Genomic DNA, 25739 nt, shown 5'->3' with positions numbered 1-25739 from the left:
TGTGATCTATCTTGAATTGAGTTAAAATCGGAAATTGGAATCTGAGCCCCATGAGGCCCGGAAAGCAGTTTTCACAGAAAACGCGATCAGTAATCGAGGCTGGCGCCCCCTTCGGCTTCGATGGCCTGTCCGGTAATAAAACTGGAATCCTCGGTGGCCAGGAACAAAGCCAGCTTGCCCATCTCTTCAATGGTTCCCATCCGCTTGAAGACCTGCAGATCAGCAACTCGTTTCAGAGCGGTCTGGGGATCGGGTAGTGTCGCTGCCCAGTCGTGCATCAGTGGGGTGTCGATATTACTGGGAAGAATCGCATTCACGCGGATGCCTGCTTCGCCCAGTTCAATCGCCAGTGATTTGGTAAAGCTGACCTGCGCGCCTTTGGTGGAGCAGTAAGCCGTTGAGTGATGCTGCCCCAGGACTGCGGTAATCGACGACATATTGACGATCGTCCCTTTGGTTTTCCGCAAGTGAGGCAGCGCGTATTTGGCCCCCGCGAAGGTGCTGAGGAAGTTGACGCGCATCAGCTGTTCCATCTCTTCGATGCTGGTCTCTTCCAGGGACATCGCGGGCGGATGCACGCCGGCATTATTGATGATGCAGTCAAGTCGTCCATATTGCTCGACGACCAGTTCGATTGCGGAGCGGAGCTGTTCGTGCTCACCGACATCGCATTGCACGAACATCGCTTTTCCGGGGCCGGCTTCGTTCAGTTCGCGAGCCAGTGCCTGACCTGCCTGAATGCCCCGGGCCAGAATCGCCACGTGGCCACCCTCTGCACAAAAGACACGGGAACAGCCTTCGCCGATCCCCTTGCTGCCACCGGTGACAATCACGACGCGATCTCGAAATCTCATTTTTTCCCTCGCAGGATCTGTTTTGCAGGATCAAATCCGGATAGTCCAGCGACGCACCGGGTTTGACACTTACGGTAACAATTACCGCGAGGGAATTCCAATCCAACGCTGAAGCGAAATCGCGGGCCTGGATTAAATAAATGAGCTTTAGTTTTATTGCGCGTTAAAGAATTCAATTCATGCGGATTAATCGGAGCCGAGCCGCAAAATCTCTGGAAGTTCAGCAAGATTCAGATTGCCACCACTGAGGACGGCCACCACCTTTTTACCCGCAAACCGATCTGGATATTTCAGGACAGCTGCCAGTGCCGCTGCACCGGCTCCTTCGGCAAGGTTGTGGGTCTCTTTGAGAATGTGGTAAGCCGCCAGCCGCATCTCATCTTCGCCGACCAGTAGAAAATCATCGACCACCGACTGCATGATCTGCTGTGTCAGCTCGGCTCCGGCGCGAGTCGCGACTCCCTCCGCCCAGGTCTGTGCGGTCTCGGTTGTCTGTGGGCTGCCTGCTTTCCAGGAGAGCTGATTTGCCGGTGCGTTCTCTGCCTGTACCGCGATAACTTCCGTTTGGGGATGCAGGTGTTTCGCAACGATGCCCGTGCCACAGACACCGCTGCCCATCCCCACCGGCACGATGACGACATCCGGATCGGGCAGGGTTTCAAATATTTCGATGCCCTGGGTCCCCACGCCTGCAATCAGCTTGGGTTCATTGGCCGAGTGCACGTAACGTCGCTTCCCATCGACTAGCTCGGTTTCCAGATAGTGTTTGGCTTCATTGAAGTCTTCACCCGCTTCAATGATTTCAGCACCCAGCATTTGGATAGCGCGGACTTTATCGGGATTATTATGACGCGGGACCACGATCGTGCATTTGATACCAAATCTGCGGGCCGCGAATGCCAGGGACTGACCATGATTGCCAGTCGAACAGCCCATGATACCCGCTTCACGCTCTGCGTCAGACAGGGTACTCACCAGGTTAATACCGCCTCGAACTTTGAATGCACCGACCGGCTGGTGGTTTTCGTGCTTCAGGAAAAGTCGAGTACCCGTTAGCTGGCTAAGACCAGGCCATTCGAAAAGGGGAGTGGGTGCCAGCACCTCTCTCACGCGGGGGAGGGCCTCCTGGATATCCTGAAACGTTGGAGCTTGCATCTTCGGAACCTGAATTGAATGAGATTGTCGGGAGTGAGCGATACCGCTATGACACCGCTCCTCTTTTGAAGTTCGTGAGATCGCCGGCGATTGTCAAGTTTTGCCCCACTGGTTTTCGGCAGCAAAGCCGAGAACCCTTGTTGCAGGTGCCCGGAACGGCTGATATGATTAGGTCAGGACAAGAGAAATTTTTCTCTCTGTCCACTATGTTCCTACCTGCCGGATGTTGTTTGTCCGGCTACCGTTAACTCGATTCGTTACGGACCGGTAACACCAAACCAGTTTTCCTCGCGTTTGATGTGCCAGGTAATCCGGGCTCTCTGCCTCCCGGCACTTCTCTCGTGTTTTCGACTGAGGGCGAATTACCATGTTGCGAGTCTTGCGCTGTTTTCCAGGCATCACTCTGCTGGCGTTATTCACGCTTCCCGTACAGGCAAACGCCGGACCTCCCCAGGTCAATTTCAATCGCGACATCCGACCGATTCTTTCCCGGAACTGTTTCCACTGCCACGGCCCCGATGCAGAGCATCGCGAAGCCGACTTGCGGCTCGATCAGGAAACCGGTCTGAAATCGACTTCCGATTCGGCCATCATCCATCCCGGTCAACCGGATCAGAGTGAGCTCTTCGCACGGATTTCCAGTCATGATGCAGACACCGTGATGCCTCCTGCCGATTCAGGTAAGAAACTGACCAGTGAAGAGATCGAACTGTTCAAACAGTGGATTGCTGAAGGCGCACAATGGTCGCAACACTGGGCGTATGTCAAACCCCATGCCAGCCCGGTCCCTCAAGTCAAAGACCAGCAGTGGCCCGTGAACTGGATTGACAATTTCGTTCTCTCACGCCTGGAAGAGCAGGGGCTGAAACCGTCGCCGGAGGCAGACAAAATCACTCTACTCCGTCGCCTGAGTTTCGACCTGACCGGCCTGCCGCCCACGCGGGCAGAAGTCGACGCATTTGTGAAGGATGACAGTCCCACTGCATATGAAAAGCAGGTTGATCGCCTGCTGGCATCGCCGCATTACGGCGAACGGATGGCGATGTACTGGCTGGACCTGGTCCGCTTTGCAGATACGGTGGGATACCACGGCGACCAGGATCACCACATTTCCCCTTACCGGGATTACGTGATTGATGCCTTCAATCGCAATCTGCCCTTTGATCAGTTTACTCGTGAGCAACTGGCAGGTGACCTGCTGCCTGACCCCAGCTTACAACAGAAGATCGCGACCGGATACAACCGCGTTTTGCAGACATCCCACGAAGGGGGTGTCCAGCGGAAAGAGTATCTGGCGATCTACGCTGCCGACCGCATTCGCAACTTCTCGGGAGTCTGGATGGGAGCCACGATGGGCTGCTGCCAGTGCCACGATCACAAATATGATCCGTATACCGCCAAAGACTTTTATTCGATGGTCGCTTTCTTCGCGGATATCGATGAAGACCAGCATCTGAAACGGGGAGCTGACCGCATTCCGACGATCCGTGAACCGGAAATCTTTCTGTACTCCGAAGAGGAAAAACAGAAGATTGCCAGACTCGACGCCAATATCAAATCTATCCAAGATAAGTTGAAAGCCATTTCCAGTCCGGAGATCCAGAAACAGTCGCCGGAAGAAAAAGAGCAGAAGCTCAAACAGATGGCTGCGTTAAACAAGCAATTGGGGCCTCTGAAAAAAGAACGGGAGGCCATTGATCGCGGTGCGGTCAAAACCATGATTACCGTTTCCATTAAACCTCGCGAAATTCGAGTTCTCCCCCGAGGAAACTGGCTGGATGAAAGTGGCCCTGTGGTCCAACCTGCGATCCCGGAATTTATGGGGCAGATCAAAACAAACCACGAGCGTCCCACACGACTGGACCTGGCCAACTGGCTCTCAGCCGAAGACGGATATGGTCCCCTGATGGCCCGCGTAATGGCAAACAGGTTCTGGTATCTGTTCTTCGGTCGTGGAATCGCGCCGGTACTGGACGACTTTGGAGGCCAGGGAGGCCCACCCCATTATCCTGAACTGCTCGATCAACTGGCGATCAAGTTTTTCGAAGATGAGTGGGACATCAAACAGATGGTGAAATTCATCGTCATGAGCCGCGCTTACCGTCAGTCATCACTGGAATCTCCCGAACAGCGGAAAGCAGATCCCTTCAACAGACGCCTCGACCGCCAGGCCCGCTTCCGCCTGCCTGCGGAGATGGTCCGTGATAACGCACTGGCAATCAGCGGACTGCTGGTAACCGACATTGGTGGCCCGAGCGTGAAGCCGTATCAGCCTGCAGGCTACTATCGACATTTGAATTTTCCGAAGCGAAAATATGTATCGCATCAGGACGAACGACAATGGCGACGCGGCGTCTACATGCACTGGCAGCGTCAGTTCCTGCATCCGATGCTCAAAGCCTTCGATGCCCCCAGTCGCGAAGAATGTACGGCGCAGCGGCCCCGTTCGAACACCCCGATCGCAGCCATGACCCTGCTTAACGATCCCACATTTATTGAAGCAGCCCGCGTTTTCGCGGGGCATGTGATCCAACAGGGAGGCGACTCCGATCAAGAACGCATCAATTTCGCCTTCACCCAGGCGACGTCACGCGAACCGGAAGAGTACGAGATTGAAGTACTGCAGGACCTGCTGAACTCGAACCGGCGTGCGTTTGCTAATCGGACCAAAGAGGCCCAGGCTCTGACCAGTACCGGCCTTACTAAAACCGAAACCAACCTGGAAGCGGTTGAACTCGCGGCCTGGACGGAGGTTACACGGGCTCTGCTCAACCTGAATGAAGTGGTGACGAGGAATTAAGAATATGTTCGACTTCAATCAATTACAGACACATTTGAATCGGCGCACCTTTCTCTCCCGTTCCGGCGTTGGTCTGGGATCGGCGGCACTGGGGTCGCTGCTCACCCGCGATGGTCTGGCTGCAGCGCAATCAAAAACGGTGACAACGGCCAGTGATGGCCTACCCGGTCTGCCGCACTTCGCTCCCAAAGCGAAACGGGTGATTTTTCTCTGCATGGCGGGAGGACCGACTCATCTGGAAACCTTCGATTACAAACCGAAGCTGGCGGAAATGGATGGGAAGCCTTTTCCGGAAAGTTATACCAAAGGTCAACCCATTGCCCAGCTGCAGGGGCGCGATCTCAAGTGCCAGGGACCATTGACCAAGTTTCGCAAGTACGGCGAGAACGGCCAGGAAATCAGTGACTTTCTCCCCTGGACCGCCAAAATCGCAGATGATATCTGCATCGTGCGTTCGATGGTCACTGAGCAGATCAATCACGATCCCGCGCACACCTTCATGAACACAGGCACGGCGATCAGCGGTCGACCGTCAATGGGATCCTGGGTCACTTATGGACTGGGAAGTGAGACCGAAGAACTCCCCGGCTTCGTAGTCTTGACCAGTGTCGGCGGACGTAATCCACAGCCGATCGCTTCGCGTCAGTGGGGAACCGGCTTTCTTCCCAGCCGGTATCAGGGAGTTCAGTTCAATTCGACCGGCGATCCGGTGAACTATCTCAAAAACCCCGCAGGGATTACCGATCCCCAGCAGAAAGAACTGATTGACGCCGTCCGAAAACTGGATCGTTTCCGCAATCAAAGTGTTTCCAATCCGGAAATCGATACCCGCATTGCGGCTTACGAGATGGCGTTTCGGATGCAGACCTCTGTTCCGGAACTGATGGATCTGTCTGATGAATCAAAAGAGACGCTGGAAATGTACGGAGCCGAAGCGGGTTCGGGCACCTATGCTACAAACTGTCTGCTGGCCCGACGACTGGCGGAGCGGGGTTCCCGTTTCATTCATCTCTATCATCGTGGCTGGGACCACCATGGAGGTCTGGTACGCTACATGAATACCTGTTGCGGTCTGACCGATAAACCAACGTGGGCTCTGATCAACGATCTCAAATCACGTGGGATGCTGGATGAAACCCTCGTGATCTGGGGAGGGGAATTTGGCAGAACACCTATGTTCCAGGGCAAGGGAGGCGCCGGCCGGGACCATCACATTAAAGGTTTTTCCATGTGGATGGCCGGTGGAGGGATAAAAGGTGGAATTTCTTATGGTAATACAGACGAACTAGGCTATAATTCCGTTGAAAACATAGTACACGTGCGTGATCTGCATGCAACCATGCTGCATCTCTTAGGAATTGATCACAAGCGCTTCAGCGTTGAATTCCAGGGCCTGGACACCAAACTCACTGGTGTCGAAGAAGCACGCGTCATTAAAGAAGTACTGACGTAGCAAGGCACTACTATAGTCCCTGAGGCGCCCCGATGGTCTTCCATCGGGGCGTCTTTATTTTCACAGGGAACAGAGCGGACTCAAGAGAGTTTCAGACCTTGAGATCCTCAACTGACTGATCCAGGTCGGCCTGATACCGCTGCCGTACCGGATCCACAATTTCCGCGATAAAGGCGTCAACCTGCTCCGGAGCCCGGCCGATGTATTTTCGGGCATCCAGGGCGCTGGCCAGATCGCAGCCGGCAAAAGCCGGATCTTTCTGCAGACGTTCGATCAGATCATTTTGACCGCCATTCACTTTGACTTCGGCACCAGCATCCTGACTATGCACGCGGATCCGTTCGTGAAGATCCTGGCGATCTCCGCCCGCTTCGACGCCTGCCATCAGGAACTCTTCAGTCGCCATGAAGGGAAGTTCCTCATTGAGATGCTTCTCAATCACCTTGGGATAGACGACCATGCCATCGACAATGTTGCGATACAGAATCAGCACCGCATCAATGGCCAGAAAAGATTGAGGCAGCGACAGTCGACGGTTGGCGCTGTCATCCAGTGTCCGCTCCATCCACTGGGTGGCTGCGGTATCTTCCGCATTCGCGGTCAGGCTGATCGCGAAGCGTGCCAGAGAACACATGCGTTCGGAACGCATGGGGTTGCGTTTGTAAGCCATGGCAGACGAACCAATCTGATGTTTCTCGAACGGTTCTTCCAGTTCTTTGCGGTTCTGCAGAATACGTACATCGTTGCCCGCCTTGTGCGCCGACTGACCAATGCCGCTGAGGGCACTGAGTACCTGGGCATCGACTTTTCGTGAATAGGTCTGCCCGGTGACTGCATAGCGATCTTTGAAGCCCATCTTTTCCGTGACGCGGCGATCGAGTTCGTCGACTTTCGCATGATCACCTTTGAAGAGTTGCAGAAACGTTGCCTGGGTACCCGTTGTTCCCTTCACACCCCGGAAGCGGAGCTTTTCGATGCGGTATTCGATCTCTTCCAGATCCAGAATCAGATCGTAGCACCACAGCGTAGCCCGTTTACCAACTGTTGTCGGCTGGGCAGGTTGAAGGTGGGTAAACCCGAGGCAGGGCAGGTCCCGATATTCGGCGGCGAACTTTGCCAGTTGATCGATAACTGCGACAAGCCGCTTGCGAATCTGCTCCAGGCTTTCACGGATCATGATCAATTCGCTGTTGTCAGTGACAAAACAGCTGGTGGCCCCGAGGTGGATAATTGACAGTGCGTCAGGGCAGCGTTCCCCGTAAGTGTGCACGTGCGCCATCACGTCGTGACGTCGCTTCTTTTCTTCCCTGGCTGCGTATTCGAAATCGATATCATCGACGGCTGCTCTCAGAGATTCGACCTGCTCCCGGGTGACGGGCAGTCCCATTTCGTGCTGTGATTCCGCCAGGGCCACCCACAAACGACGCCAGGTGGAGTGCTTTTTCTGAGCCGACCAGATTTGGCTCATTTCCTTCGAAGCGTAACGACTGATTAAAGGGTTTTCGTAGGTAAGGTGACTCAATTTCTTCTCTTTCTTCAGCAGTGTGAACCGGCCTGAACTGTGTCAGCCAGTCGTTCACTCAGTTTCTGTTAGCACCAGCAGCCTGATTCCAATTAAGCTGCTTCCACAGGAACAACTTTGACGTTCTCAGCAACATGGACTCCCATGGAGAGCGTCTGTCCGTTCCATTCCGAGACAACAATTCCTGCCTCGCTGTTTTTCTCTTTGACGACTCCCTGCGATCCGAGCTGTAACCCGGAGCGGGAGAGAAAACGTAAAAACTCGGTTTCCTGATCGGTGACCTGAACGATCTTGACGTGTGTACCAGGTTGACACGCCGCGAGGGTGGTCAGGTTCGGATAGGCCCGCCGCATCCGACCGTCGATCGACGGAATAGGATCGCCATGCGGATCGGCTTCCGGGAAGCCCAGATATTCGTCGATATGGTCCACGAGAAAGTCGCTGACCGCGTGCTCCATGTTTTCGGCTTCCGCATGAATCTGATCCCAGGTCAGCTTCAATGTCTGAAACAGGAACAGTTCGATCAGACGGTGTCGTCTGAGGACGCGAATCGCGGAATGCTTACCGGCCTCAGTCAGGCTGGCGCCTTCGTAGGGTCGATATTCCACCAGCTTAGACTGCTTCAGAGTTTTGAGCATACTGGTGACGGTTCCGGGAGCAACGTCCATGTAGCGGGCCAGTTCTCCGGTGCTGATCCATTCCGAACCGGACTGGAGACTGATCTGCAGGATCGCTTTTAGATAATTCTCGACTGTTAAACTAGTTGCGTTCACCAACAGACTGGTCCCATCAAATCAGCATGACCCTGGAAAAGAGCGTGAATGAGCACAAAGTCCGAAACCAGGAACCAGGGATCTGAATTTCGTTTTCCTCACGGGTTCATCCTAGCAATATCAGAATTGACTTGGAATCAATAGCCCTCACGAAATTGGTGGCATTTTGAGATCACAGGTCGTGATCCCTGATTCAGGGAATCGATTCAAGTGACTGATAAATCAATACTTAATTGAATTCATCAAGGACCTCTGATCTTGTGGTTTTCCCCGGAAAACCGGATTTTGACTGATGGCGCATGTTAGTTTATGCCGATTTTAATGATTGTACGGCTCTCTCTACGCATTTCATTGCCGTATCGTCTGACTCTCCCACTGACAGTAAGGATCGCCGGATGTACCGCTGGCACAAGGTTTTGTTCGCAGCTTTGATGCTCGCTCTGCTATCAGGAGCCTGCAACGTCACTCGTGCGCAGACCGTCTTTCGCAATCTGGAATTGACCGAGTCCCCCACGCAGCAGAAAGCCGTGATCGGGCTGTTGGGCGAATTCAACCGGTGTGCTGCTTATGAAGTCAACAGTTCTGAACTGAACATGAACGCGGTCATCACCGGTGCAGGGGGAATGACACCCCAGGCATCAGGATTGATTCGCATTGTTCGTGGCGGCCGCATCAGCCAGGAAATCTTCTATTCACCAGAGATGGATCTGCCTCTGATGCAGGGTGATGTTTTGATCGCCGTGAAATCATCTGCGAATCTGATCGAAGACAACACGGGTTCAGAAACGTCACAATCATCTGCTTCACGAGGCCTGGTTCAGATTGCCATTCTGAATTTACGCGACTACCCGATTGTGTTTGGGGTACCTGCCGAAATCGCTGATCTGGCCAGCATCTTGCGTTGTCTGCGACAGCCGGTCGAGCAGTATGCAGCGATGTCAGAATCCATCAAAATTATTCCCCCCGAACGTCGTCGGGCACAGGCGCAATTCAAAACCAGAAAGCTGACCACCCGCTTCGAATCGGGTACGGTACTGGTTCTGGGTGCACCTCAATCGATGAATCTTTCGCTGGTCCCCCGCTCTTTACCGACGCCGCGACCATTACAAAATTCTGCTGCAGCCGGGGCTCGTCTCCATCGGCAGACATCTGCTCCAAGTTCGATCTCTGCCAACGATTCACGTTTCCGTAACGCGACTCCTCTGGATCAGGAAGCTTCCATAACTCCTCGTCAGGTCACTCATCCGGAAGAGGAAACTCCTGCTCAAGAGCAGCAGACTGAAGAACCCGAACAGAAACCGCTGCAGCTCAATGGTCCACTGTTGCAACAGACTTCAGCGACTTTAGCTGCGATCCCGAATCCGCTGGGGGCTGCTTCAGAGAAAGAAGAGTCTCATTCCGAACATCATCATGCAGATGAGGTTGAGCAGAAGTCTGCTGGCTCTTCCGTTCCCAATCTGGACCTGGGCCGGGCTCCTGAAGCTCCCAAAGATGACGTACAGACTCTGCTCGACGATGAGCTTCCGAAATCGGAAATCGAATATGATGAAGACGAAGCTGGCTTCTGGCCGCCGGGAACCGGATTTCTGCTGCTGGCCGGAGTCGCATTCGCTCTCTGGAAATACCTGCGAAAGAAACCGGTCTTCCCCCAGGAACACTCAGAGCAGACTGAGCTCGAATCAGAAGTTTCCGAAGAAGAACAGGTATCTGTGAAACAGGAAGTAAAGGAACAGACATCATCGGAACCGGCGGCGATCATCACCAACTGGGACGAACTGCCTCCCCTGCCCGAAAAGTCATTGCTGGAGCAGATTCTGGAGAAGCAGATTCCCGTGATTGATGAAACGCCTCAGATTCCGACACAGACATTAATCTACGGACGTCATCAAAGTAAAAAAGGACGCATCGATCAGGCCGAAGCTCTCAAAGGTCCGCATTTCCTGAAACAGAAAACGCCGGATACGAAAGTGGCAGCAGGCCACGACACATCTCCACCGCCGGTGCCGGATCCTGTGCGCAAAACAGATGAGAAAAAACTGAAAGCACCGACGTTCCGCTTTGATCGTTCTCATCCCGGGAATAACAAAGACAACGAAGTTCCTGCGGCACCACCCCGTCCTCATACAGGTGCCCCAGGAAAAACTCCAGCAGGTTCAGAGAAGAAAACAGAGCAGAGCAGTATTCTTGATCGGGTTCTTCAGGCCGTACAGGGAGTCATGCCCAAATGAGTAGTGCCTTACTGACAGGCTCGATCTGCCTGCGAACCTTACAAAACAATGAACAGTTTAAGCTGACGCGGCGTTCCATCGATACGGCTTATGCCGTCATGGATGATTGCAACGAGAACCGCCAGTTGCTGCAACGTCTGTCCGTACCCTTCCTGTTTTCAGAAGGGACTCTAATCATCCCCGGGGAGCAGGCGGGAAAGATCTCTCGTTTCTCCAATCTTGAGCTGCTGCCTCTGATCGAACAGGGAGAACTGGTGCTGAACGATCCCGTTCATCGTCAATTACTCTCTACGTTGATTCAGTCAGTACTGCCGCGGTCTCGGACAACCGGGGAGCACTGTGCTTTCATCACGCCGGGATCGACGTCTACATCAGCGTTATCGAAACTGGTGTCTCAGTTAATCGCCCTGCAGGGTTATAAACCATTCGCGACGACGATCACCCTGGCTGCAGGGTTGTCTTCGCTGCCAGCCGCCTCGCGATTCTCGGGATATGTCGTTTATCTGGGACACTCACACTCCGAGATTGGGCTGATCCATCAAAGCCGTGTCGTGGCGCGTCAGTCGACCCCGTATGGCAGTGAATGGATGGACGAACAACTGGCCCATGCCTACAAGCTGCTGACCAGGAATCCGGATGGAGAAATGGTTCCTGATCTGGCAGGTGCCCGAGATAAACGTCTCAGCCCGGAAGTCAGTCTGAGCCCCTACCTCTCCAGCCCGTCTGCCATCTCCAGCTGGTACGACAGCCTGCTCGACAGTCTGCTGGATCAGTTCGTTTCCCAGATGGAATCCATTCAGGCCTACACGTCCACACTGGCCACACTGCCCGTGATCTACCTGGGCGAACTGGCTACGGTTAACGGACTGGGAGAATTACTGGCTCAGCATTTAAACAGCCGTGAGATTCAGTTCGACTCGCAACAGGTCGTCTGTATTCCGGATGCCGCTGATGCAATTATCCGTGGCGCACTGGTTATCGCCGCGATGGAAGAAGAATCTTCCGCCCAGGCTGCCTGATTGAGACGAGAATCAGGGATGACTCTGTTTGACCAGGCTCTCTGCGAGTTGGTCCATAAATTTTAAGTAGTCGACTTCGAGTGAACGCAGATTCGTTTTAAACGCCTGCTGAAAATCCCGCTCCCGTGCATCTGCGGTATACGGTTTAAGTGGATCGCGCTGGGCAACCTGTTTCAGGTAGCGTGCATAGCGGGCCGGTTGTGTTTCCACCAAAAAAAAGGTGAGTGCCCAGGATTCAGCGTACGCATCCAGTGTCGAAGTTTTAAATAACTTATCTTCCCGGATGAAGGAACGCAGGGAATCCTGTTTGCGTCGGCTCCGGGAATAATTCATGAACCAGATCAGCCGATCGCGGTTGATGCGGGAAGTGGAGTCCGCTTTGCCTCCCGTATGGGAACGGAGCTCGTCGGACTCGAAAGTAGTCGCCAGGCCTTCTACAACCCAGCGGGGATTATCGCCAATTCGCGAGTGAAGACCGGTATTGAAGGCAAGCTGATGCGTCGCTTCATGGATCATGGTATCCCGTAGTGCCTCGGTCAGATTCTTGCCGCTGTTTGAGATTCGGGAATACGTGAGTTGTGTGCCGCTCTGCGTCTGTTCCAGTTCTCCGACTGTGGGAGCTGCACTCTGGTCGAACAGCGCCGTCCGGTTTGTATAAGGGTGATAGTAACCCAGTAAACCCTGACCAGCGCGGACACCATCTTTGCGACAGTATTCGAAGAACTGCTGCTGATCCGGAAAGATCACCGCCACCATCATGAATTCAGGAGTTTTCACCTGGTAGCCACGCAAGGCGAAGTAATGACTGAACGACTGATATAGCTCTTCAAACACGTTAGCATAGGCGCGTGCTTTTCCGCGTGGGGCACACACCAGGTAATGCCGGGTCGTCGTGACTTCAAACAGGGGACCGAATTCGTCCTGTAGTTGTTTTTTCATCTCGGAAAGAGAAAGCGTTTGAAACTCGGATGATACCCTGCGGAACGAGGTTACTTTTTTCAAAGGAACTTCTGACAACATGCCCGTCTGATCGACCATCCAGCTCACATCGTGGTCATGAATCAGAGATTTTCCGGTGAATACCTGGTCTTCGGTCTTAAGTTCGATCAGGGAAGGAGGTTTGGCGCAGACAGGTACTGCCAGCAGGCAGAAGAGACTGACGCCTCTGAGACAGAACAGGAATGATTGCAGGCAGGTTGACATTAATCGGGCCTTAAGTCAGACGACAGGCTGGCGGGGGGAGTGATGAGTAACGTCCTGTTGAAAGTATAATACCTGTCTGGCGGACAGGCTGCGAAAAATCAACATCGGCGACTGTGAGTACAAATTTGCTGTCAAACTGCAAGGAAGGTACCGGTTTTAACTGATACTCGTTCTGGTGAATCTCGATTTCCGGCATTTTCACCATCCGACCAACAGTTACAATGAAGAGTAGCCAATGCGTTTATGACTATTACGATCTCTTCGACTCTTGTCCTTATATAGAAAGCAGCCCCGTGTACCGTTCCTGCACGACCAACTTCCAGATTAATGGTTTATGCCTGCTTGCTGTATTGAGTCTGACGTCTGTCACACTGTCTGCCCCACCAGAGTCTCCTGCCAGCGAACAACAAGCCACAAACAGAAAACAGGTAGAAGAACTGATTCGACAGCTGGATGATAATCAGCGAATGGTGCGACAGCGGGCCGAACTGACGATGGTTGAATTGGGCAAGCCGGTATTGAACCTGCTCCCGGCTCCCGAACTGGTCGCCAGCCCATCCGTACGCGAGGCGCTACAACGGATTCGCCTGCAGATCGAGAAACAGGCGGCCCGGGAATCAATCAAAGCCTCCCAGGTTAATCTAGAGGGGCATTATTCATTACAACAGATCCTGCAGACGATCATGAAACAGACGGATAATCAGCTGGACTGGACCCGGTTATCCGAACCACAGCTGAAGCAGCAGATTGATGTTCGTTTTATCGCGACACCGTTCTGGCAAGCCGTTGATGAAGTAACTCACAAGGTGCCGGTAACCTATCAGATTAATGGTCCTCGTGATCAAATCCACTTCGAACCGCGTGCCTCATCAGAATCCAAGACCGCCTCTGATCCCGCAGTCTGTTATGATGGACCCTTCCGGATTACAGCAGAACGCCTGCTGACGCGTCCTCTGGCAGGGAGTGAGAACCAGGATCTGCTCCGCATCACATTTCGCATTCAGGTCGAGCCCCGTTTACGACCACTGTTTTTGAGTTATGCCGCTCGCAGGCTGCAAGCAGCGGGAACGACGGGAACCAGGCTGCCTCCTTTTAATCCCGGCGCGAAATATGAACTCCCGCTGGGAGAGGGGGGCAAAAATCTGAACATTACGATGCAGTGGATTCTGAAGCGGGGAAAACTTCCACAGGCGGTACGCGTGCATGGTAACCTGGAGATGGAACTGGCTGCAGAAACCCTGCCGATTACGTTTCGCGATCTCTCCACTTCTCAGGGAGCAGTCCGTCGACGGGGCAATGTATCGGTCGAACTCGTCGACGTCGAGCGAAAGCAGTTGCCCGACAGTCAGGATCTCAATGTACGAATCGCCCTGAGCTACGATTATGGCGGGCCTGCGTTTGAGTCGCATCGCACCTGGATTTACCACAACCGGGCCTATCTGGAGGATGCGCGGGGGAAAAAATTCTGGCTCGAAGGTTCCTCACAGACGACTCTTGAGAGCACAGGAAAAATTGGCGTGCTCTATCGTTTCACAGGACTGCCGGCGACTGCGCGTCCCGATCAGTTTACTTACCTGGCACCGACGCTGATCACTGCAGCACCGATTGAGCTCCGCTTTGAAAAACTGGAACTCCCGCCACAAAAGTAGACAGTTCGCTGACATCAGCGGCAGACCTGGGTGGTAGCGTCTTAGTTCTGCTCCGCGAGCACACGGGCTTCCTGTTGAACCCGTTCGACCATGCCCATCAACCCGTTTTTGCGCTGTGTGCTGAGATATTTATCCAGTTGCAGACGGGAGAAATAATCTTTCACATCGATCTTAAGCACTTCCTCAGGCGTCCGGTTCTGATAGATCGCCAGCAGAACCGCAATCAGACCTTTAACGATCAGGGCATCGCTGTCTGCATTGATTCGTAACACCTTGCGGCCTTCGGATTCCTGCAGGTCCGTCGTCAACCAGACCATACTCTGACAGCCGTGCACGCGGTTGGCTTCCGTTTTCTCAGTGTCGGGCATCGGCGGAAGTTCAAAACCGAGATCGATCAGAAAGTCGCAACGCTCTTCCCAGTCACCGAGAAAATCAAATTCCTCGAGCAACTCATCAATGGTGATTATTTTCTCATTCATTTCGGTATTCTGTACGGCTGAATTCTGTCTGTCAGACATCGGATTCAATACTCTCTCTCATTCTATACTATAATATCACAGGGTGAATATGTAGTTCAGAACGCTGCGGCTGAAGAACACGGTTTGCGATCACGCGGAATCAGAGAATCTCCATGGCAGGCTTGGTTGGATTTTCCAGCAGTTCGCGGGCAATTTCGATGGCAGTCGCTTCGGCCACTTTGAGCAATGCTTCCGTGGAAGCCAATTCTTCGGTCAAGAGATGTGAAATCTGGCCGGCATCCGATTTTTCCCGAATCTCGGCGTTCATCGGAATCTCGCCCAGGAAGGGAATCTGCAATTCTTCCCCACGGGCTTTGGCACCGCCCCGTCCGAAGATTTCGCCCGACATATTCTCGACAATTCCCAGAACGGGGATTTTAACCTGCCGGAACATCTGCACTGCTTTAACAGCATCCAGCAGAGCAACCTGCTGCGGAGTACAGACGACGACAGCCCCCGCCAGTTCCAGCAACTGAGACAATGTTAAGGAAACATCACCGGTTCCCGGCGGCATATCAATAATCAGATAATCGAGTTCTCCCCATTCCGTGTCCTGGAGAAACTGGGTGATTGCCTTGTGCAGCATTGGGCCCCGCCAGATCACAGCCTGATCCGGTTCGACGAAAAAGGCCATCGACATGACTTTCAGTCCGTCCGCTTCCACCGGAATGATTCGTGTGAGTGTCTGACCGTCTCTTCCCTGAAACTCCTGCGCCATCGGTTTTTCACTGGTTCCTACCAGATGGGGAATACTGGGGCCGTAGACGTCCGCATCCACCAGACCGACTTTAGCACCAAACTGCTTCAACCCATAAGCCAGGCTGGCTGCAACCGTGCTTTTGCCGACGCCCCCTTTGCCCGCTCCGACGGCGATGACATTCTTCACCTTCAGCCCCAGGCGACCGCCCGACTGTTTGCCCCTGATGTTCGTGGAGTATTCCACATTCACAGACTGACATTCGGGGAAGGCTTTCTGAATGGTGCCGCTGATCGACTCAGTCAGTTCTGATTGTAGTGGATAGGACGGCACGAGTAATTCAATCCGAACCGTTACCTTTCCGCTGTCACCTGGCTGGACTGACTTTAACAGACCACTTTCCGTCAGGGACTTACCAAAAACGGGATCTTTCAGATCGGTCAGACTTTTCTGCAGGTTTGCTGCAGTGAATTCGGTATTCGACATCAGTTGAGATTACTTTCCTATTACTTATTTCTTCTTACAGAAATGGGACGCCAACATTCTTTACGCATCAGGCCAGCCGATTAAAGTCAGTTCGTTTCTTCCGGATGAGACAATGTCACGCCGGTCTTCGACAGGTAAGTCTGACGTTTTAGAGGATCCGGTTCCAGATACCAGCAACAGATTTTGGCGAGGCGATCCGGCTCCAGTTCTCCACTCTGTATATGAAATACGCCCAGCTCACGTAAGGCCCACTCCAGATTTTCCAGAGGATCCGGTGAAAAGATCATCACCGGAAACCGGGAACGTGCCGTCTGGTGCCTCTGCAGGAACTGTAAACAGACCGTTTTCCCTGCACTGAAATCGAGAATGACCAGCACGGAGCCAGGATCTTCCTGCAGCGTCTGTTGAAACAAGGCCTGATCCGAAGAGAAACCGGTAATGTTCCAGTCAGACCGGCCTTCAAACTGCCAGCGCAGTTCCGAAACCAGGTGTGCCCGCTCTTCAAGAACAAACACGTTTTTCATGAGATCAATATCCCAGTCAACAATCTGCACAAAACATCACACATCAGATCCGATTGTCTCTCTTCTTCAATCGTATACAGGCACGGGATGAATACAACTCACAGCAGGGGAACAGAATCAGGTCGCGGATAGTTTTTTCAGGTTCCGACTGCGATAGAGCGTGAGTCGCAACAGAAGAACCAGATGTACACATAACGTAAATATAAGCCAAACACCGTATGAGACACCCTTTGCGGAATCGAATGCCGTCATAATCGTTACAAGTACCCCTTCAGGACCCACTTTGGGGGGTGAGCCCACAATTTTGTGTTTATTCAATAACTCTCCGCGAAATCTGGCCGAAAAAATAGGCAGGTTTACCTTTTTAATTACGTGAGGCTATGGACTCCACGGTTAGTTAGCAAACCTCATCTAGCCAAACCGAGAAGAGTACCTCACGACCGTCCACGAAGCGAATCCTTGGAGATTGCCTAAATGAAATTGTTAAGTTACGTTGCCGCTGTAGCGGTTGTTTGTTGTGCTGGTGTATCCGCTGAAGCTGCTGGCTTCCTGGGTAAAGGATGCTGTGCTCCTGCCCCAACTTGCTGTGCACCTGCTCCCAAGAAATGCTGTGCCCCCAAGCCAACTTGCTGTGCACCTGCTCCTAAGACCTGCTGTGCTCCCGCACCGAAGGCCTGCTGTGCTCCTGCACCAAAGACTTGCTGTGCACCTGCTCCTAAGACCTGCTGTGCCCCAGCTCCTAAATCTTGCTGCAACACCTGCGAAAGCAGCTGCTGCGGACACAAGAAATTGTTCAATGGTGGCTTCCTGCGGGGTTGCAAAGATCGTTGCGGCAAAATGTTCAACCGTTGCAAAGATCGTTGCTGCAAAGTCAAAGTTCGTTGCTGCAAAGTTAAGAAGTCTTGCTGTGCTCCAGCTCCAACCTGCTGTGCACCAGCTCCTAAGCCGACTTGCTGTGCTCCGTCACCCAAGTCTTGCTGCAACTAATCAGATTTGAGAATAACTGAAATCCCCGCACTAAGGGATTGGTTAATCAGGTCCGAAGGGCAGCTTCAATAATCGTGAATGTCAAGTCCGAGGGAATCACTTCCCTCGGACGGACATCACCAGAATGAACGTCCTTCACCAAACGAATCTGAATTGAACTGCGATAAAAAATTGAAAAAAATGGTGTCTCTCTTTTATAGGGAAACATCATTTTTTTTATGCGCGCTGCGTGAGAATCGAACGCCGGCCAGCATCCTTCCAATTTTTGGCATCAGCCAGTAGACTCAAGTTTTAACATCTATATTTGTAAGTTTTCGTTTGTTATTCCCGATTCAGATTTATAGTGTGCATGTATGAAAGTCTCCGATTTACTCGAACGATATCAATGGGAAAAGATTCCAGACAGCCAGGGGCGGTTCACGCTGAATCAAAGTAAATCCCTGCTCTCAGTGGAAGAACTGATTGGGTCAGAGGATGTGGAAATCAAACAGCACCCCTCTGCTCATCCTCAGGAAATCATTCATATTGTCGAACTTGAGGATGGTGGCCTGATTTCCTATCAGCGTCAGGATGCGACTTTCATCCACACTCTCAACTCGGAAAACATGTTTAAACGCAAACAGTGGGAACTGGGAATCATCTCCTTCAGCCCCCGACAGATGCCCCCCGAAGCCTCAGACAGTCTGTAATTTTCCTGTCCCACTTTCAGTTTGACTGCCAGTTCAGGATCGCGTTTTTTCACCACCACCTGACCGGTGAATAATTTTTTCATTTTTTTGTTAGTATTCCGGGCCGACTTGACTACGATAGATGTGGGCAACCTCACTGAATAGACCATTCTCATTTCGTTAGTCAAACCATTGTTATCACTTAACGATGAGGAGTTCGGTGTGCCTAAAGCAATCTGGAATGAGGCTGTCCTGGTCGAGTCCGATGACACCGTGATGGTGGATGGGGATGTCTACTTTCCCATTGAGTCGGTTAACTCCCGTTTTCTGAAGAAGAGCACCTCTACATCTACCAGCCCCCAGAAAGGTAAAGCGTTCTTTTACGATGTTGTCGTGGAGGATAAGGTGAACCGGGATGCTGCCTGGTATTACCTCAACCCCGAAAAAGAATACGGGCAGCTCAAAAACCGGATTGCGTTCTGGAAAGGGGTCGAGCTGACAAACGAATCCGACATCTCATCTTCTACTGACCGTACCAACTGATGAGTTTCTTGATGTCGCCGGTGCGTGATAACGTTTTCACCCGGCTGCGAAAATGAGGCATTCCGAAAACCGGTGAATATCCATGGTGGTGATCGGCAATTGTCATCGCCTCATTGATATCTTCCGCCACAAGTTCTGTTCTCCCTTCTCCTGCGGCAATCCAGCGTGCGATCCAGAGGATTGAGGGGAACATCAGCGCCAGATGGTAGAAACCTTCCACAAACGGAATGTCGTAATAGGCTGCTCCCAGAAAATGCAGCCCCTGAATTTTGACGCGAAAGTAGCGTGAGAATAACTTCTGACTCTCGGCAGGCAGCGAACCAAAGGGTTCTTCCAGAGCCGCGAAAGGGACACGCTGAAAACGTTCCTGCAGTTGAGGTATGGTGCCACTGCCCCGGGTAAACTTCAACGCGGACATCAGCAGCGACAACCGCCTGCCTAACCCCTTGGCTGTTTCCGCATGTGTATCTTTGCGAGCGTATTGTGCCGCCAGCAGGCGAAACTGAATTCCCCCCAACCTGCTGGGAGGCGTGCGGGGGATCTCCAGATCAGCCGGCAGTTCCTGATCCACAGCCTGGGAGATCAGTTCGAGAAATTCCGTGAAGCGTTCTCCCTGCACAACTTCAAACCGCGCGTGTTCTATCAACTCGACCCACCCCAGCGCGCGCAATAAACTGGTTTGCACAGGGACTTCCGGATCAGCGAAGAAACGACTGAGCGCGGTAACTGCTTTCAGTGTATCCGGCCAGCCCACCGCTTCTCGTACCGTCAGATTCGGAGCGGGAGGAGCTTTATGCCGCTTGGGCAACACCTGGTTGACAATCTTTCGAATCGCGGGTTCCTGCCGATCAATGCGTTCACCCAGGTTCGCAACGACCGAAGGACAACTGAAACGCAGACTGACGGCGATGTCATTGCCTGCAGGATGGAAGGCATACGGATAAACCTGGCAGGCCAGCGGCTTGGCGGGTTCGCCAAATTTGGCATGAATCCGGCACAGGCCCTGTTCATCCAAAAAGATACAGGAGCCATCTTCCTGATGTGCCAGGCGGTAGCGTTGGCTGGTCGGTGAGATCCCCATCTTTACGATCACCGGTTTGCCCCCTGGGATCGAATCATCCTCCTCCCAGCCTTGTTTGTCGATCCGTTCTTTTTCTTCCAGCGTGATTTCAATCTGATGCTGCTTACAACATCCCCCACAATTATGGCAGTTCCAGTTCTGGATCGTGGGCAGCTTTAATGAAGGAGCAGGCATGAAGAATCTTTAAGACGGACATTGTGAGACAGTTTAATGGGACCGTTAATTGTAAAGATTACAAAAGGGAAACGCAAAGTCAGTCTCTGGTCCATTTTTCTTGTCAACTTTTACAGACGGACCTTGAGAATCGCTGATTCGGTATAGACACATAATCAAGATTCCCTAAAATCCCGCTCGCTTGCTGAACAATCAGATCATTTCTGTTCGGTCTTTCCGCAGAGACCGGCCACATCAATCCCCGCTGTATGTGAAACAGAATACCCGAAATCTGAATTTAGGCAGGTACCCCGTCCATAAGTTTTTCCCTTCCTGCAGATCACCAGTCTCATCCGGGAAATCATTTGGAACATTAAGGACCCAATCATGTCGAGACGATTTTTAATCAATGCCAGCTGGTGCGCACTGTTATGCTGCGCTGCGACCGGCTGTTATCCTCACCATCAGTATCCGTATGGTGGAACTTATCCCGGTCCCTACGGTGCGCCCGGTCCTTATCAGATGCCTCCCGGTACGGTCATACCGGAATCCACGATTCCCCCCGGGAATTATCCCATGCAACCAGATCTGGGACAGCCTGTACCGCCACCACAGGGCGCTCTGCCTTCCAATGGTTCCCAGGCCTGGAACGATTCATTCCCCAACAATACAAATACCAACTACGATGGCGTCGATACACAGTGGAAACAGCCACTCAACAGTCCTTCCGGTTCGGATATGAACGCGCCCTTCGATGCCAATTCAACCGCATCGGGACGCAACACGAATCCCAGCGGCGGTTTCAACAGCGGTTCATCCAGCAGCCAGCCTGTGCCGAGCTACCAGGATCCCAACCAGATTCGTCCGAACAATAATCCGCCGATTGACAATACGTTTCCTCAAAACAGCAGTCAGCCTCCGCAGAATGATCCGTTCCCTGCGGACACCAACGATCAGTTCCAGAGTAACAAAAACCCTCAACCACAGGGTGGCAATATCCAGATGGACGATCAGTTTGGCCCGAGCAACAATGATCAGTTTCCTGGAAATGCACCACAAAAATTTCCTGAAGCCAATGATCAGTTCCAGGAGAACAGCGATAGCGGCTTCAGCGTACCTTCCCCGGTACAGCAGCAGAGCTTTGAAAGCAGTGGCGATACCTTCGAAGCGAATCCCAAAAAATTTAGTGCTAACCAGGGTGCTCCCGCTGACACCTTTGAAGAAAACGCATTCGACAGCAGCCAGGAATTCCAGCCTCCTGTCCAGAGCTTTCCAGAGAATGACAACACATTCCCTGAAAACCAGAATAATCCATTCCCCGGAAATCAGAACAACCCTTTCCCCGGCAACGATGACACCTTCGGCCCGAACAACACTTCGATCATGAAATCAGCGCCTGGTCAGGTCAGTCATGCAAACCATCAGATGCCTGCTTCCGGTCCGCAGCTGGTCCGCTCAGAGCAGTTTATGGCTCCCACCAAATTCCAGCCGGCTTCCTTCGAATTTCCGTCTAGCGGTGGTGCAGCAACTTCCACAGGTAAGGCTCCTTCGCCATTCAGCTACGATCGTCAGGGCTATCGCTGGTTGCGAGGCGTGGTGGAATTCGATGAACAGGAAAAGAGCTGGAACATCACCTACAATGCGACTCCCGATCAATCGGATAAATTTGGCGGAAACATCGTCCTGCTGGACCAGGGAAAACTCAACCGGTTCAAAAATGGTGATGTCGTCCTGATTGACGGTCGCATTGACGGCTCTCAGCAGGATCGGATGGGCAAACCCTGCTATCTTGTCACCAAGGCACAACGGCTCGTCCCCAAAAAATGAGCCTGCATGTGTTCATGACAGAGATACTGGCGCGATCAGACTGGTATCTCTCAGGCGTCGAAAGCAATCTCTGAAAGCAGAACTTCCGACTGATCTGGCTTCAAAACAACTCCAGATCCACGCTCAGCCCTGAACACATCCTGCTACCCATGTGTCTGACTGATACTCCACTTTTATCAGGGGAACAGAACTGTCGACCTGAAGAGAATCCGGTCTGCGCCCTGCTTTGTCGCGACAGCCTTTTCATTACAGGGTTTCCTGTTAGAATTCCTGTAGAGACGTCGATTTTCTATAAACTTCTACCAGACTTAAACAATCATGGTCGCCAATCTATCAGCCATCCGAAATGACTTTCCGATCTTGCAGCGTTCCCTTCCCAACGGGAAACCGCTGGTTTACCTGGACAGTGGTGCCTCAGCCCAGCGTCCTCAGGTCGTCATTGATAAAATTACGGAAGTCTACGAACAATATTACTCGAATGTCCACCGCGGCGTGCATCAGCTGGGCGACCGTGTGACGACCGAAATGGAATCGGCGCGTGCCTGCATTCAAAAGTTCATTGGGGCAGAACATCCCGAAGAGATCATTTTCACCTCCGGCACTACGATGTCCATCAATCTCGTTGCTTACTCCTGGGGCAGACATTTCCTCAAGGAAGGCGATGAGATCATCCTGAATGAAATGGAACATCACGCGAACTTCGTCCCCTGGCAGGCGATTGCTAAAGAGCAGGGGGCCGTGCTGAAGTTCATCCAGCTGACTCCCGAGGGACGGCTGGATCTCGAACACTATCAAGGTCTGTTGACGAACAGAACCCGGCTGGTCGCGGTCACCGGGATGTCGAATGTTCTGGGAACGATTAATCCCATCACGGAGATGGCCCGGCTTGCCCATGCAGCGGGTGCACTCATCTTTGTTGATGGCGCCCAGAGCGTGCCTCATCTGCCTGTCGATGTTGTTGAAAGCGAGATCGACTTCCTCGCATTCTCAGGTCACAAGATTTTCGGTCCTTCGGGCATCGGTGTGCTCTATGGTCGCAAGGCACTGCTGGAAAACCTGCCGCCGTTCCTGTATGGCGGTAATATGATTTCCGAAGTGCATCTGGACGAATCAAAGTGGGCCCGTCTACCGGCCCGCTTCGAAGCAGGCACACCTGCGATCGCCCAGGCGATCGCGTTGGGGACCGCCATCGAGTATGTCAATCAACTCGGCTTTGACGTGATCGCAGAACAGGAGCATCAGCTCAGCCAGTACGCCATGGAACGACTGCAGTCCGTGCCCGGCCTGGAAATTTATGGCCCACAGGAACTGGAACAACGTGGCGCGATTTTCAGCTTTAATATCGAAGGTGCGCATCCTGAAGATTTGGCAACGCTGCTGGACCGCAAGGGGATTGCGGTGCGTCACGGACACCATTGCACCATGCCGTTACATCAGTTACTGCAGATCCCCGCCAGTGTGCGTGCAAGTCTGACGTTCTATAACACAACCGAAGACATCGACGCTTTGATTGAGGCCATCGATTTTGCCCGTCAGCGTCTGCGACTAACTTGAAATAACTCGACGAGTCGTTTCTCTGAGCGCATAAAAAAACAGCCGACGAGTTCACGTCGGCTGCAGTGTTTCCTGATGTCATTTCCGAACTAGATCGGTTTGACATTCTCCGCCCGTGGTCCTTTGTCGCCCATTCCCTCGGTGTAGGAGACGCGCTGTCCTTCGTAGAGCTCTTCGAACGACACACCTTCCAGATTGGACAGGTGGAAGAACAGGTCTTTACCTGATCCAGTGTCGATAAATCCAAAACCCTTTGACGTCACCTTCTTGATTGTACCTTCAGCCATCGTATATCAGCTTCCTTCAAAAATAAAACTGCGGCACCTGCCGAAACAACTGGTCAGATTCCTCTGCCGCAAGACTCGATTCTACCTCGACTGAGCCAGAAAACAAGCAGACTGAACAGGATTATCCCATAATCCTGCATAAATAAAAAACCGGTTAAGACCGTCCTCGCCCCCTGTCAGAGGAGCTGGTTTTCCCGCCGGGTGCCCGCATTTTGATTAAATTCAGGCTGTTTTCTGACATCACTACTTGACAGCTGTTCCCGGCTGGCACACCATAAATAGAATAACCATAACAGGATGCCACTTCTCATCTCAATTCAGAAAGCGAGTACTCATGATGGTTCCTCGCCCTGTTTCCGTTGTTTTCCGCGTCATGCTATTGTCGCTGTCTCTGCTGCTGATGGGACAACCGGCGATTGCCCAAAAACGCGCGACCCGATATAACGCCAAGCCTTCCAATACTGTGGAAGCTGCTGCTCTGGAATTTGCTCTCTCGGCAGATGAAGTGAATTCCCTGGTCGGGAAAAAGGCAAACGTGCTGACATCCAACGGCAAGGAAGAAGTGGACGTTGAAATCACCCGTTTCTTTACCGGACGGGATGAGAGCCACATCAAGTCGATGGAGGTCAAAACCGAAAACGCCACACGCGGCAAGCGTCTGTTCGCCACGCGTCTGGTGGAAATGAAAGTCGACGACAAGACCTATCAGTTCCAGTATTTACCTTCACTCAAAGCGGCTGCCATAGAAGATATGAGTCGCAAGAATGCAGCCATCTCAGAAAAACTGCGTGCCTCAAACGAAGAGTTCTGGGAAGAGATTCCCGAAAAGGAACAGCTGAAATACGTCGACGAATACAAAGAGTTCCTGAAGAAAGTCGGTACGCATTTTTCCGGCTTCAACATGCAGCTGTATGAAACGAAGTATTTTCTGTTTTATACCGACATGCCGGCAAAGCAGGTTGCCCCCTATCTGGTACAACTCGACAAGATGAATGAACTGCTGGGGCAGTCATTCGGTTTCAAACCGGGGCATAATATCTGGCGTGGCAAAGCGGTGGTCGTCGCTTTTCTGGCTAAACAGGCCTTTCTCGAATTCGAAGAGGAATTCTACAACCGCACCGAAACCGGCAACGCCATCGGTCTCTGCCACTCCCATGGTGACGGTAAGGTCATCGTCTCCTGTTATCGGGGTAACGACCCCAACTTCTTTGGAGCGGTCCTCGTGCATGAAACCGCACACGGCTATATCCACCGTTACAAATCAACGGTCCCGATTCCCACCTGGATCAACGAAGGGATCGCCGACTGGATCGCGATGATGGTCGTTCCCAGTTCCAAAGAGGTCCGCTTTCGCCAGACCGAAGCAGCATCTCGCTTGAGGCAGTCACACACTTTCGGGGGACAGTTCTTCAATAACGATCGACTCGACGGCTGGCAGTACGGTTCCGCCAGTGCCATCATTCAGTTGATGCTGAAAGCCAATCCGGAACAGTTCAAACTCTTCTTCAACGGCATCAAGGAAGGCCTCACCTGGCAGGACAGTCTGCAGCGTGCCTATGGCTTAACCGTTGAACAACTCTGTCAGGCTTACGGTCAGACAATCGGTATTCCCCGTCTGACGCCTTAAAGGAGAGTAGAGAGTCAGATCTATTCTCTACCGACCAGTTGATGTCTGATCAATGATTGTAGGCTCGTGTTATCAGCGCCTGATAGACTCGATATCTTTCTTGAGTTAGAATCATACTCAGCATCCACCAA

Annotated in this window: 20 protein-coding genes; 10 read left to right on the top strand and 10 right to left on the bottom strand. The window is 52.5% G+C overall.

What is annotated here, in order from left to right; translation table 11 throughout:
* Positions 1-86 precede the first annotated feature (86 nt).
* Together FYZ48_RS02915 and FYZ48_RS02910 are read right to left on the bottom strand one after the other, a co-directional pair.
* Positions 87-854, bottom strand: a complete 768-nt coding sequence (locus tag FYZ48_RS02915) for a glucose 1-dehydrogenase (protein ID WP_149337356.1) — start codon at positions 852-854, stop codon at positions 87-89.
* 186 nt (positions 855-1040) lie between these two features.
* A complete protein-coding gene (locus FYZ48_RS02910) occupies positions 1041-2009 on the bottom strand; it encodes a threonine ammonia-lyase (RefSeq protein WP_149337354.1) in 969 nt (322 codons plus the stop codon).
* Between the two features lie 367 nt (positions 2010-2376).
* On the opposite strand from FYZ48_RS02910, the gene FYZ48_RS02905 reads away from it, so the two are divergent.
* Together FYZ48_RS02905 and FYZ48_RS02900 are read left to right on the top strand one after the other, a co-directional pair.
* Complete coding sequence (locus tag FYZ48_RS02905) at positions 2377-4809, top strand: PSD1 and planctomycete cytochrome C domain-containing protein (RefSeq protein WP_149337352.1); 2433 nt, start codon at positions 2377-2379, stop codon at positions 4807-4809.
* Between the two features lie 4 nt (positions 4810-4813).
* Complete coding sequence (locus FYZ48_RS02900; RefSeq protein WP_145442596.1) at positions 4814-6262, top strand: DUF1501 domain-containing protein; 1449 nt, start codon at positions 4814-4816, stop codon at positions 6260-6262.
* Between the two features lie 91 nt (positions 6263-6353).
* Here FYZ48_RS02900 and purB read toward each other — a convergent pair whose 3' ends face one another.
* On the bottom strand, positions 6354-7784 hold the full coding sequence (purB, locus tag FYZ48_RS02895; protein ID WP_149337350.1) for an adenylosuccinate lyase: 1431 nt from the start codon (positions 7782-7784) through the stop codon (positions 6354-6356).
* Between the two features lie 92 nt (positions 7785-7876).
* The gene (locus tag FYZ48_RS02890) at positions 7877-8557 is read right to left on the bottom strand and encodes a metal-dependent transcriptional regulator (RefSeq protein WP_145046486.1); all 681 of its coding nucleotides are present in this window, start codon (positions 8555-8557) and stop codon (positions 7877-7879) included.
* 395 nt (positions 8558-8952) lie between these two features.
* Between FYZ48_RS02890 and FYZ48_RS02885 the strand changes: the two genes are divergently transcribed.
* The gene (locus tag FYZ48_RS02885) at positions 8953-10785 is read left to right on the top strand and encodes a hypothetical protein (RefSeq protein WP_149337348.1); all 1833 of its coding nucleotides are present in this window, start codon (positions 8953-8955) and stop codon (positions 10783-10785) included.
* Positions 10782-11804 (top strand): hypothetical protein, encoded by a 1023-nt coding sequence (locus FYZ48_RS02880; RefSeq protein WP_149337345.1) that lies wholly within the window; start codon positions 10782-10784, stop codon positions 11802-11804. The genes FYZ48_RS02885 and FYZ48_RS02880 overlap by 4 nt, the downstream gene beginning before the upstream one ends.
* A 12-nt stretch (positions 11805-11816) precedes the next feature.
* On the opposite strand, the gene FYZ48_RS02875 is transcribed toward FYZ48_RS02880, so the two are convergent.
* Complete coding sequence (locus FYZ48_RS02875; RefSeq protein ID WP_149337343.1) at positions 11817-13007, bottom strand: DUF1570 domain-containing protein; 1191 nt, start codon at positions 13005-13007, stop codon at positions 11817-11819.
* A 293-nt stretch (positions 13008-13300) separates the two neighbouring features.
* Here FYZ48_RS02875 and FYZ48_RS02870 point away from each other — a divergent pair, with 293 nt between their 5' ends.
* Positions 13301-14656 (top strand): hypothetical protein, encoded by a 1356-nt coding sequence (locus tag FYZ48_RS02870; protein ID WP_149337341.1) that lies wholly within the window; start codon positions 13301-13303, stop codon positions 14654-14656.
* A gap of 41 nt (positions 14657-14697) precedes the next feature.
* On the opposite strand, the gene FYZ48_RS02865 is transcribed toward FYZ48_RS02870, so the two are convergent.
* The 3 genes from FYZ48_RS02865 to FYZ48_RS02855 all read right to left on the bottom strand — a co-directional run bounded on the left by FYZ48_RS02865 (position 14698) and on the right by FYZ48_RS02855 (position 16881).
* On the bottom strand, positions 14698-15135 hold the full coding sequence (locus tag FYZ48_RS02865) for a SufE family protein (protein WP_242022336.1): 438 nt from the start codon (positions 15133-15135) through the stop codon (positions 14698-14700).
* A gap of 139 nt (positions 15136-15274) precedes the next feature.
* On the bottom strand, positions 15275-16357 hold the full coding sequence (locus FYZ48_RS02860; protein ID WP_149337337.1) for an Mrp/NBP35 family ATP-binding protein: 1083 nt from the start codon (positions 16355-16357) through the stop codon (positions 15275-15277).
* 86 nt (positions 16358-16443) lie between these two features.
* Positions 16444-16881 carry a hypothetical protein gene (locus FYZ48_RS02855; RefSeq protein WP_149337335.1) on the bottom strand — a complete coding sequence of 146 codons (438 nt, stop codon included), beginning with the start codon at positions 16879-16881 and terminating at the stop codon, positions 16444-16446.
* 1340 nt (positions 16882-18221) lie between these two features.
* Here FYZ48_RS02855 and FYZ48_RS02845 point away from each other — a divergent pair.
* Positions 18222-18557: a hypothetical protein gene (locus FYZ48_RS02845; protein ID WP_145190643.1), complete on the top strand. Its 336-nt coding sequence runs from the start codon at positions 18222-18224 to the stop codon at positions 18555-18557.
* A gap of 201 nt (positions 18558-18758) precedes the next feature.
* Complete coding sequence (locus FYZ48_RS02840; RefSeq protein WP_145043513.1) at positions 18759-19079, top strand: DUF427 domain-containing protein; 321 nt, start codon at positions 18759-18761, stop codon at positions 19077-19079.
* Here FYZ48_RS02840 and FYZ48_RS02835 read toward each other — a convergent pair.
* Positions 19060-20334 (bottom strand): YkgJ family cysteine cluster protein, encoded by a 1275-nt coding sequence (locus FYZ48_RS02835; protein WP_149337333.1) that lies wholly within the window; start codon positions 20332-20334, stop codon positions 19060-19062. The genes FYZ48_RS02840 and FYZ48_RS02835 overlap by 20 nt on opposite strands.
* 366 nt (positions 20335-20700) lie before the next feature.
* On the opposite strand from FYZ48_RS02835, the gene FYZ48_RS02830 reads away from it, so the two are divergent.
* Positions 20701-22140, top strand: a complete 1440-nt coding sequence (locus tag FYZ48_RS02830; RefSeq protein ID WP_149337331.1) for a hypothetical protein — start codon at positions 20701-20703, stop codon at positions 22138-22140.
* A gap of 318 nt (positions 22141-22458) precedes the next feature.
* Positions 22459-23694 carry an aminotransferase class V-fold PLP-dependent enzyme gene (locus tag FYZ48_RS02825; RefSeq protein ID WP_149337328.1) on the top strand — a complete coding sequence of 412 codons (1236 nt, stop codon included), beginning with the start codon at positions 22459-22461 and terminating at the stop codon, positions 23692-23694.
* Positions 23695-23783: 89 nt separating this feature from the next.
* On the opposite strand, the gene FYZ48_RS02820 is transcribed toward FYZ48_RS02825, so the two are convergent.
* Entirely contained in the window at positions 23784-23981 is a 198-nt protein-coding gene (locus tag FYZ48_RS02820) for a cold-shock protein (protein WP_145043521.1), read from the bottom strand.
* 334 nt (positions 23982-24315) lie between these two features.
* On the opposite strand from FYZ48_RS02820, the gene FYZ48_RS02815 reads away from it, so the two are divergent.
* Positions 24316-25608 (top strand): SMI1/KNR4 family protein, encoded by a 1293-nt coding sequence (locus tag FYZ48_RS02815; RefSeq protein WP_149337326.1) that lies wholly within the window; start codon positions 24316-24318, stop codon positions 25606-25608.
* Positions 25609-25739 lie beyond the last annotated feature (131 nt).

This window comes from Gimesia chilikensis (genome assembly GCF_008329715.1).
GTDB classification, from domain to species: domain Bacteria; phylum Planctomycetota; class Planctomycetia; order Planctomycetales; family Planctomycetaceae; genus Gimesia; species Gimesia chilikensis.
The sequence above is the reverse complement of the archived record's forward strand: the minus strand, read 5'-3'. Positions and strand labels throughout refer to the sequence as shown.

Bases quoted from the DNA above. Each gene is read 5' to 3' on its own strand.
- FYZ48_RS02915 (WP_149337356.1), bottom strand. From the start codon at position 854: ATGAGATTTCGAGATCGCGTCGTGATTGTCACCGGTGGCAGCAAGGGG.
- FYZ48_RS02910 (WP_149337354.1), bottom strand. From the start codon at position 2,009: ATGCAAGCTCCAACGTTTCAGGATATCCAGGAGGCCCTCCCCCGCGTG.
- FYZ48_RS02905 (WP_149337352.1), top strand. From the start codon at position 2,377: ATGTTGCGAGTCTTGCGCTGTTTTCCAGGCATCACTCTGCTGGCGTTA.
- FYZ48_RS02900 (WP_145442596.1), top strand. From the start codon at position 4,814: ATGTTCGACTTCAATCAATTACAGACACATTTGAATCGGCGCACCTTT.
- FYZ48_RS02885 (WP_149337348.1), top strand. From the start codon at position 8,953: ATGTACCGCTGGCACAAGGTTTTGTTCGCAGCTTTGATGCTCGCTCTG.
- FYZ48_RS02880 (WP_149337345.1), top strand. From the start codon at position 10,782: ATGAGTAGTGCCTTACTGACAGGCTCGATCTGCCTGCGAACCTTACAA.
- FYZ48_RS02875 (WP_149337343.1), bottom strand. From the start codon at position 13,007: ATGTCAACCTGCCTGCAATCATTCCTGTTCTGTCTCAGAGGCGTCAGT.
- FYZ48_RS02865 (WP_242022336.1), bottom strand. From the start codon at position 15,135: ATGAATGAGAAAATAATCACCATTGATGAGTTGCTCGAGGAATTTGAT.
- FYZ48_RS02860 (WP_149337337.1), bottom strand. From the start codon at position 16,357: ATGTCGAATACCGAATTCACTGCAGCAAACCTGCAGAAAAGTCTGACC.
- FYZ48_RS02855 (WP_149337335.1), bottom strand. From the start codon at position 16,881: ATGAAAAACGTGTTTGTTCTTGAAGAGCGGGCACACCTGGTTTCGGAA.
- FYZ48_RS02845 (WP_145190643.1), top strand. From the start codon at position 18,222: ATGAAAGTCTCCGATTTACTCGAACGATATCAATGGGAAAAGATTCCA.
- FYZ48_RS02835 (WP_149337333.1), bottom strand. From the start codon at position 20,334: ATGCCTGCTCCTTCATTAAAGCTGCCCACGATCCAGAACTGGAACTGC.
- FYZ48_RS02830 (WP_149337331.1), top strand. From the start codon at position 20,701: ATGTCGAGACGATTTTTAATCAATGCCAGCTGGTGCGCACTGTTATGC.
- FYZ48_RS02825 (WP_149337328.1), top strand. From the start codon at position 22,459: ATGGTCGCCAATCTATCAGCCATCCGAAATGACTTTCCGATCTTGCAG.
- FYZ48_RS02820 (WP_145043521.1), bottom strand. From the start codon at position 23,981: ATGGCTGAAGGTACAATCAAGAAGGTGACGTCAAAGGGTTTTGGATTT.
- FYZ48_RS02815 (WP_149337326.1), top strand. From the start codon at position 24,316: ATGATGGTTCCTCGCCCTGTTTCCGTTGTTTTCCGCGTCATGCTATTG.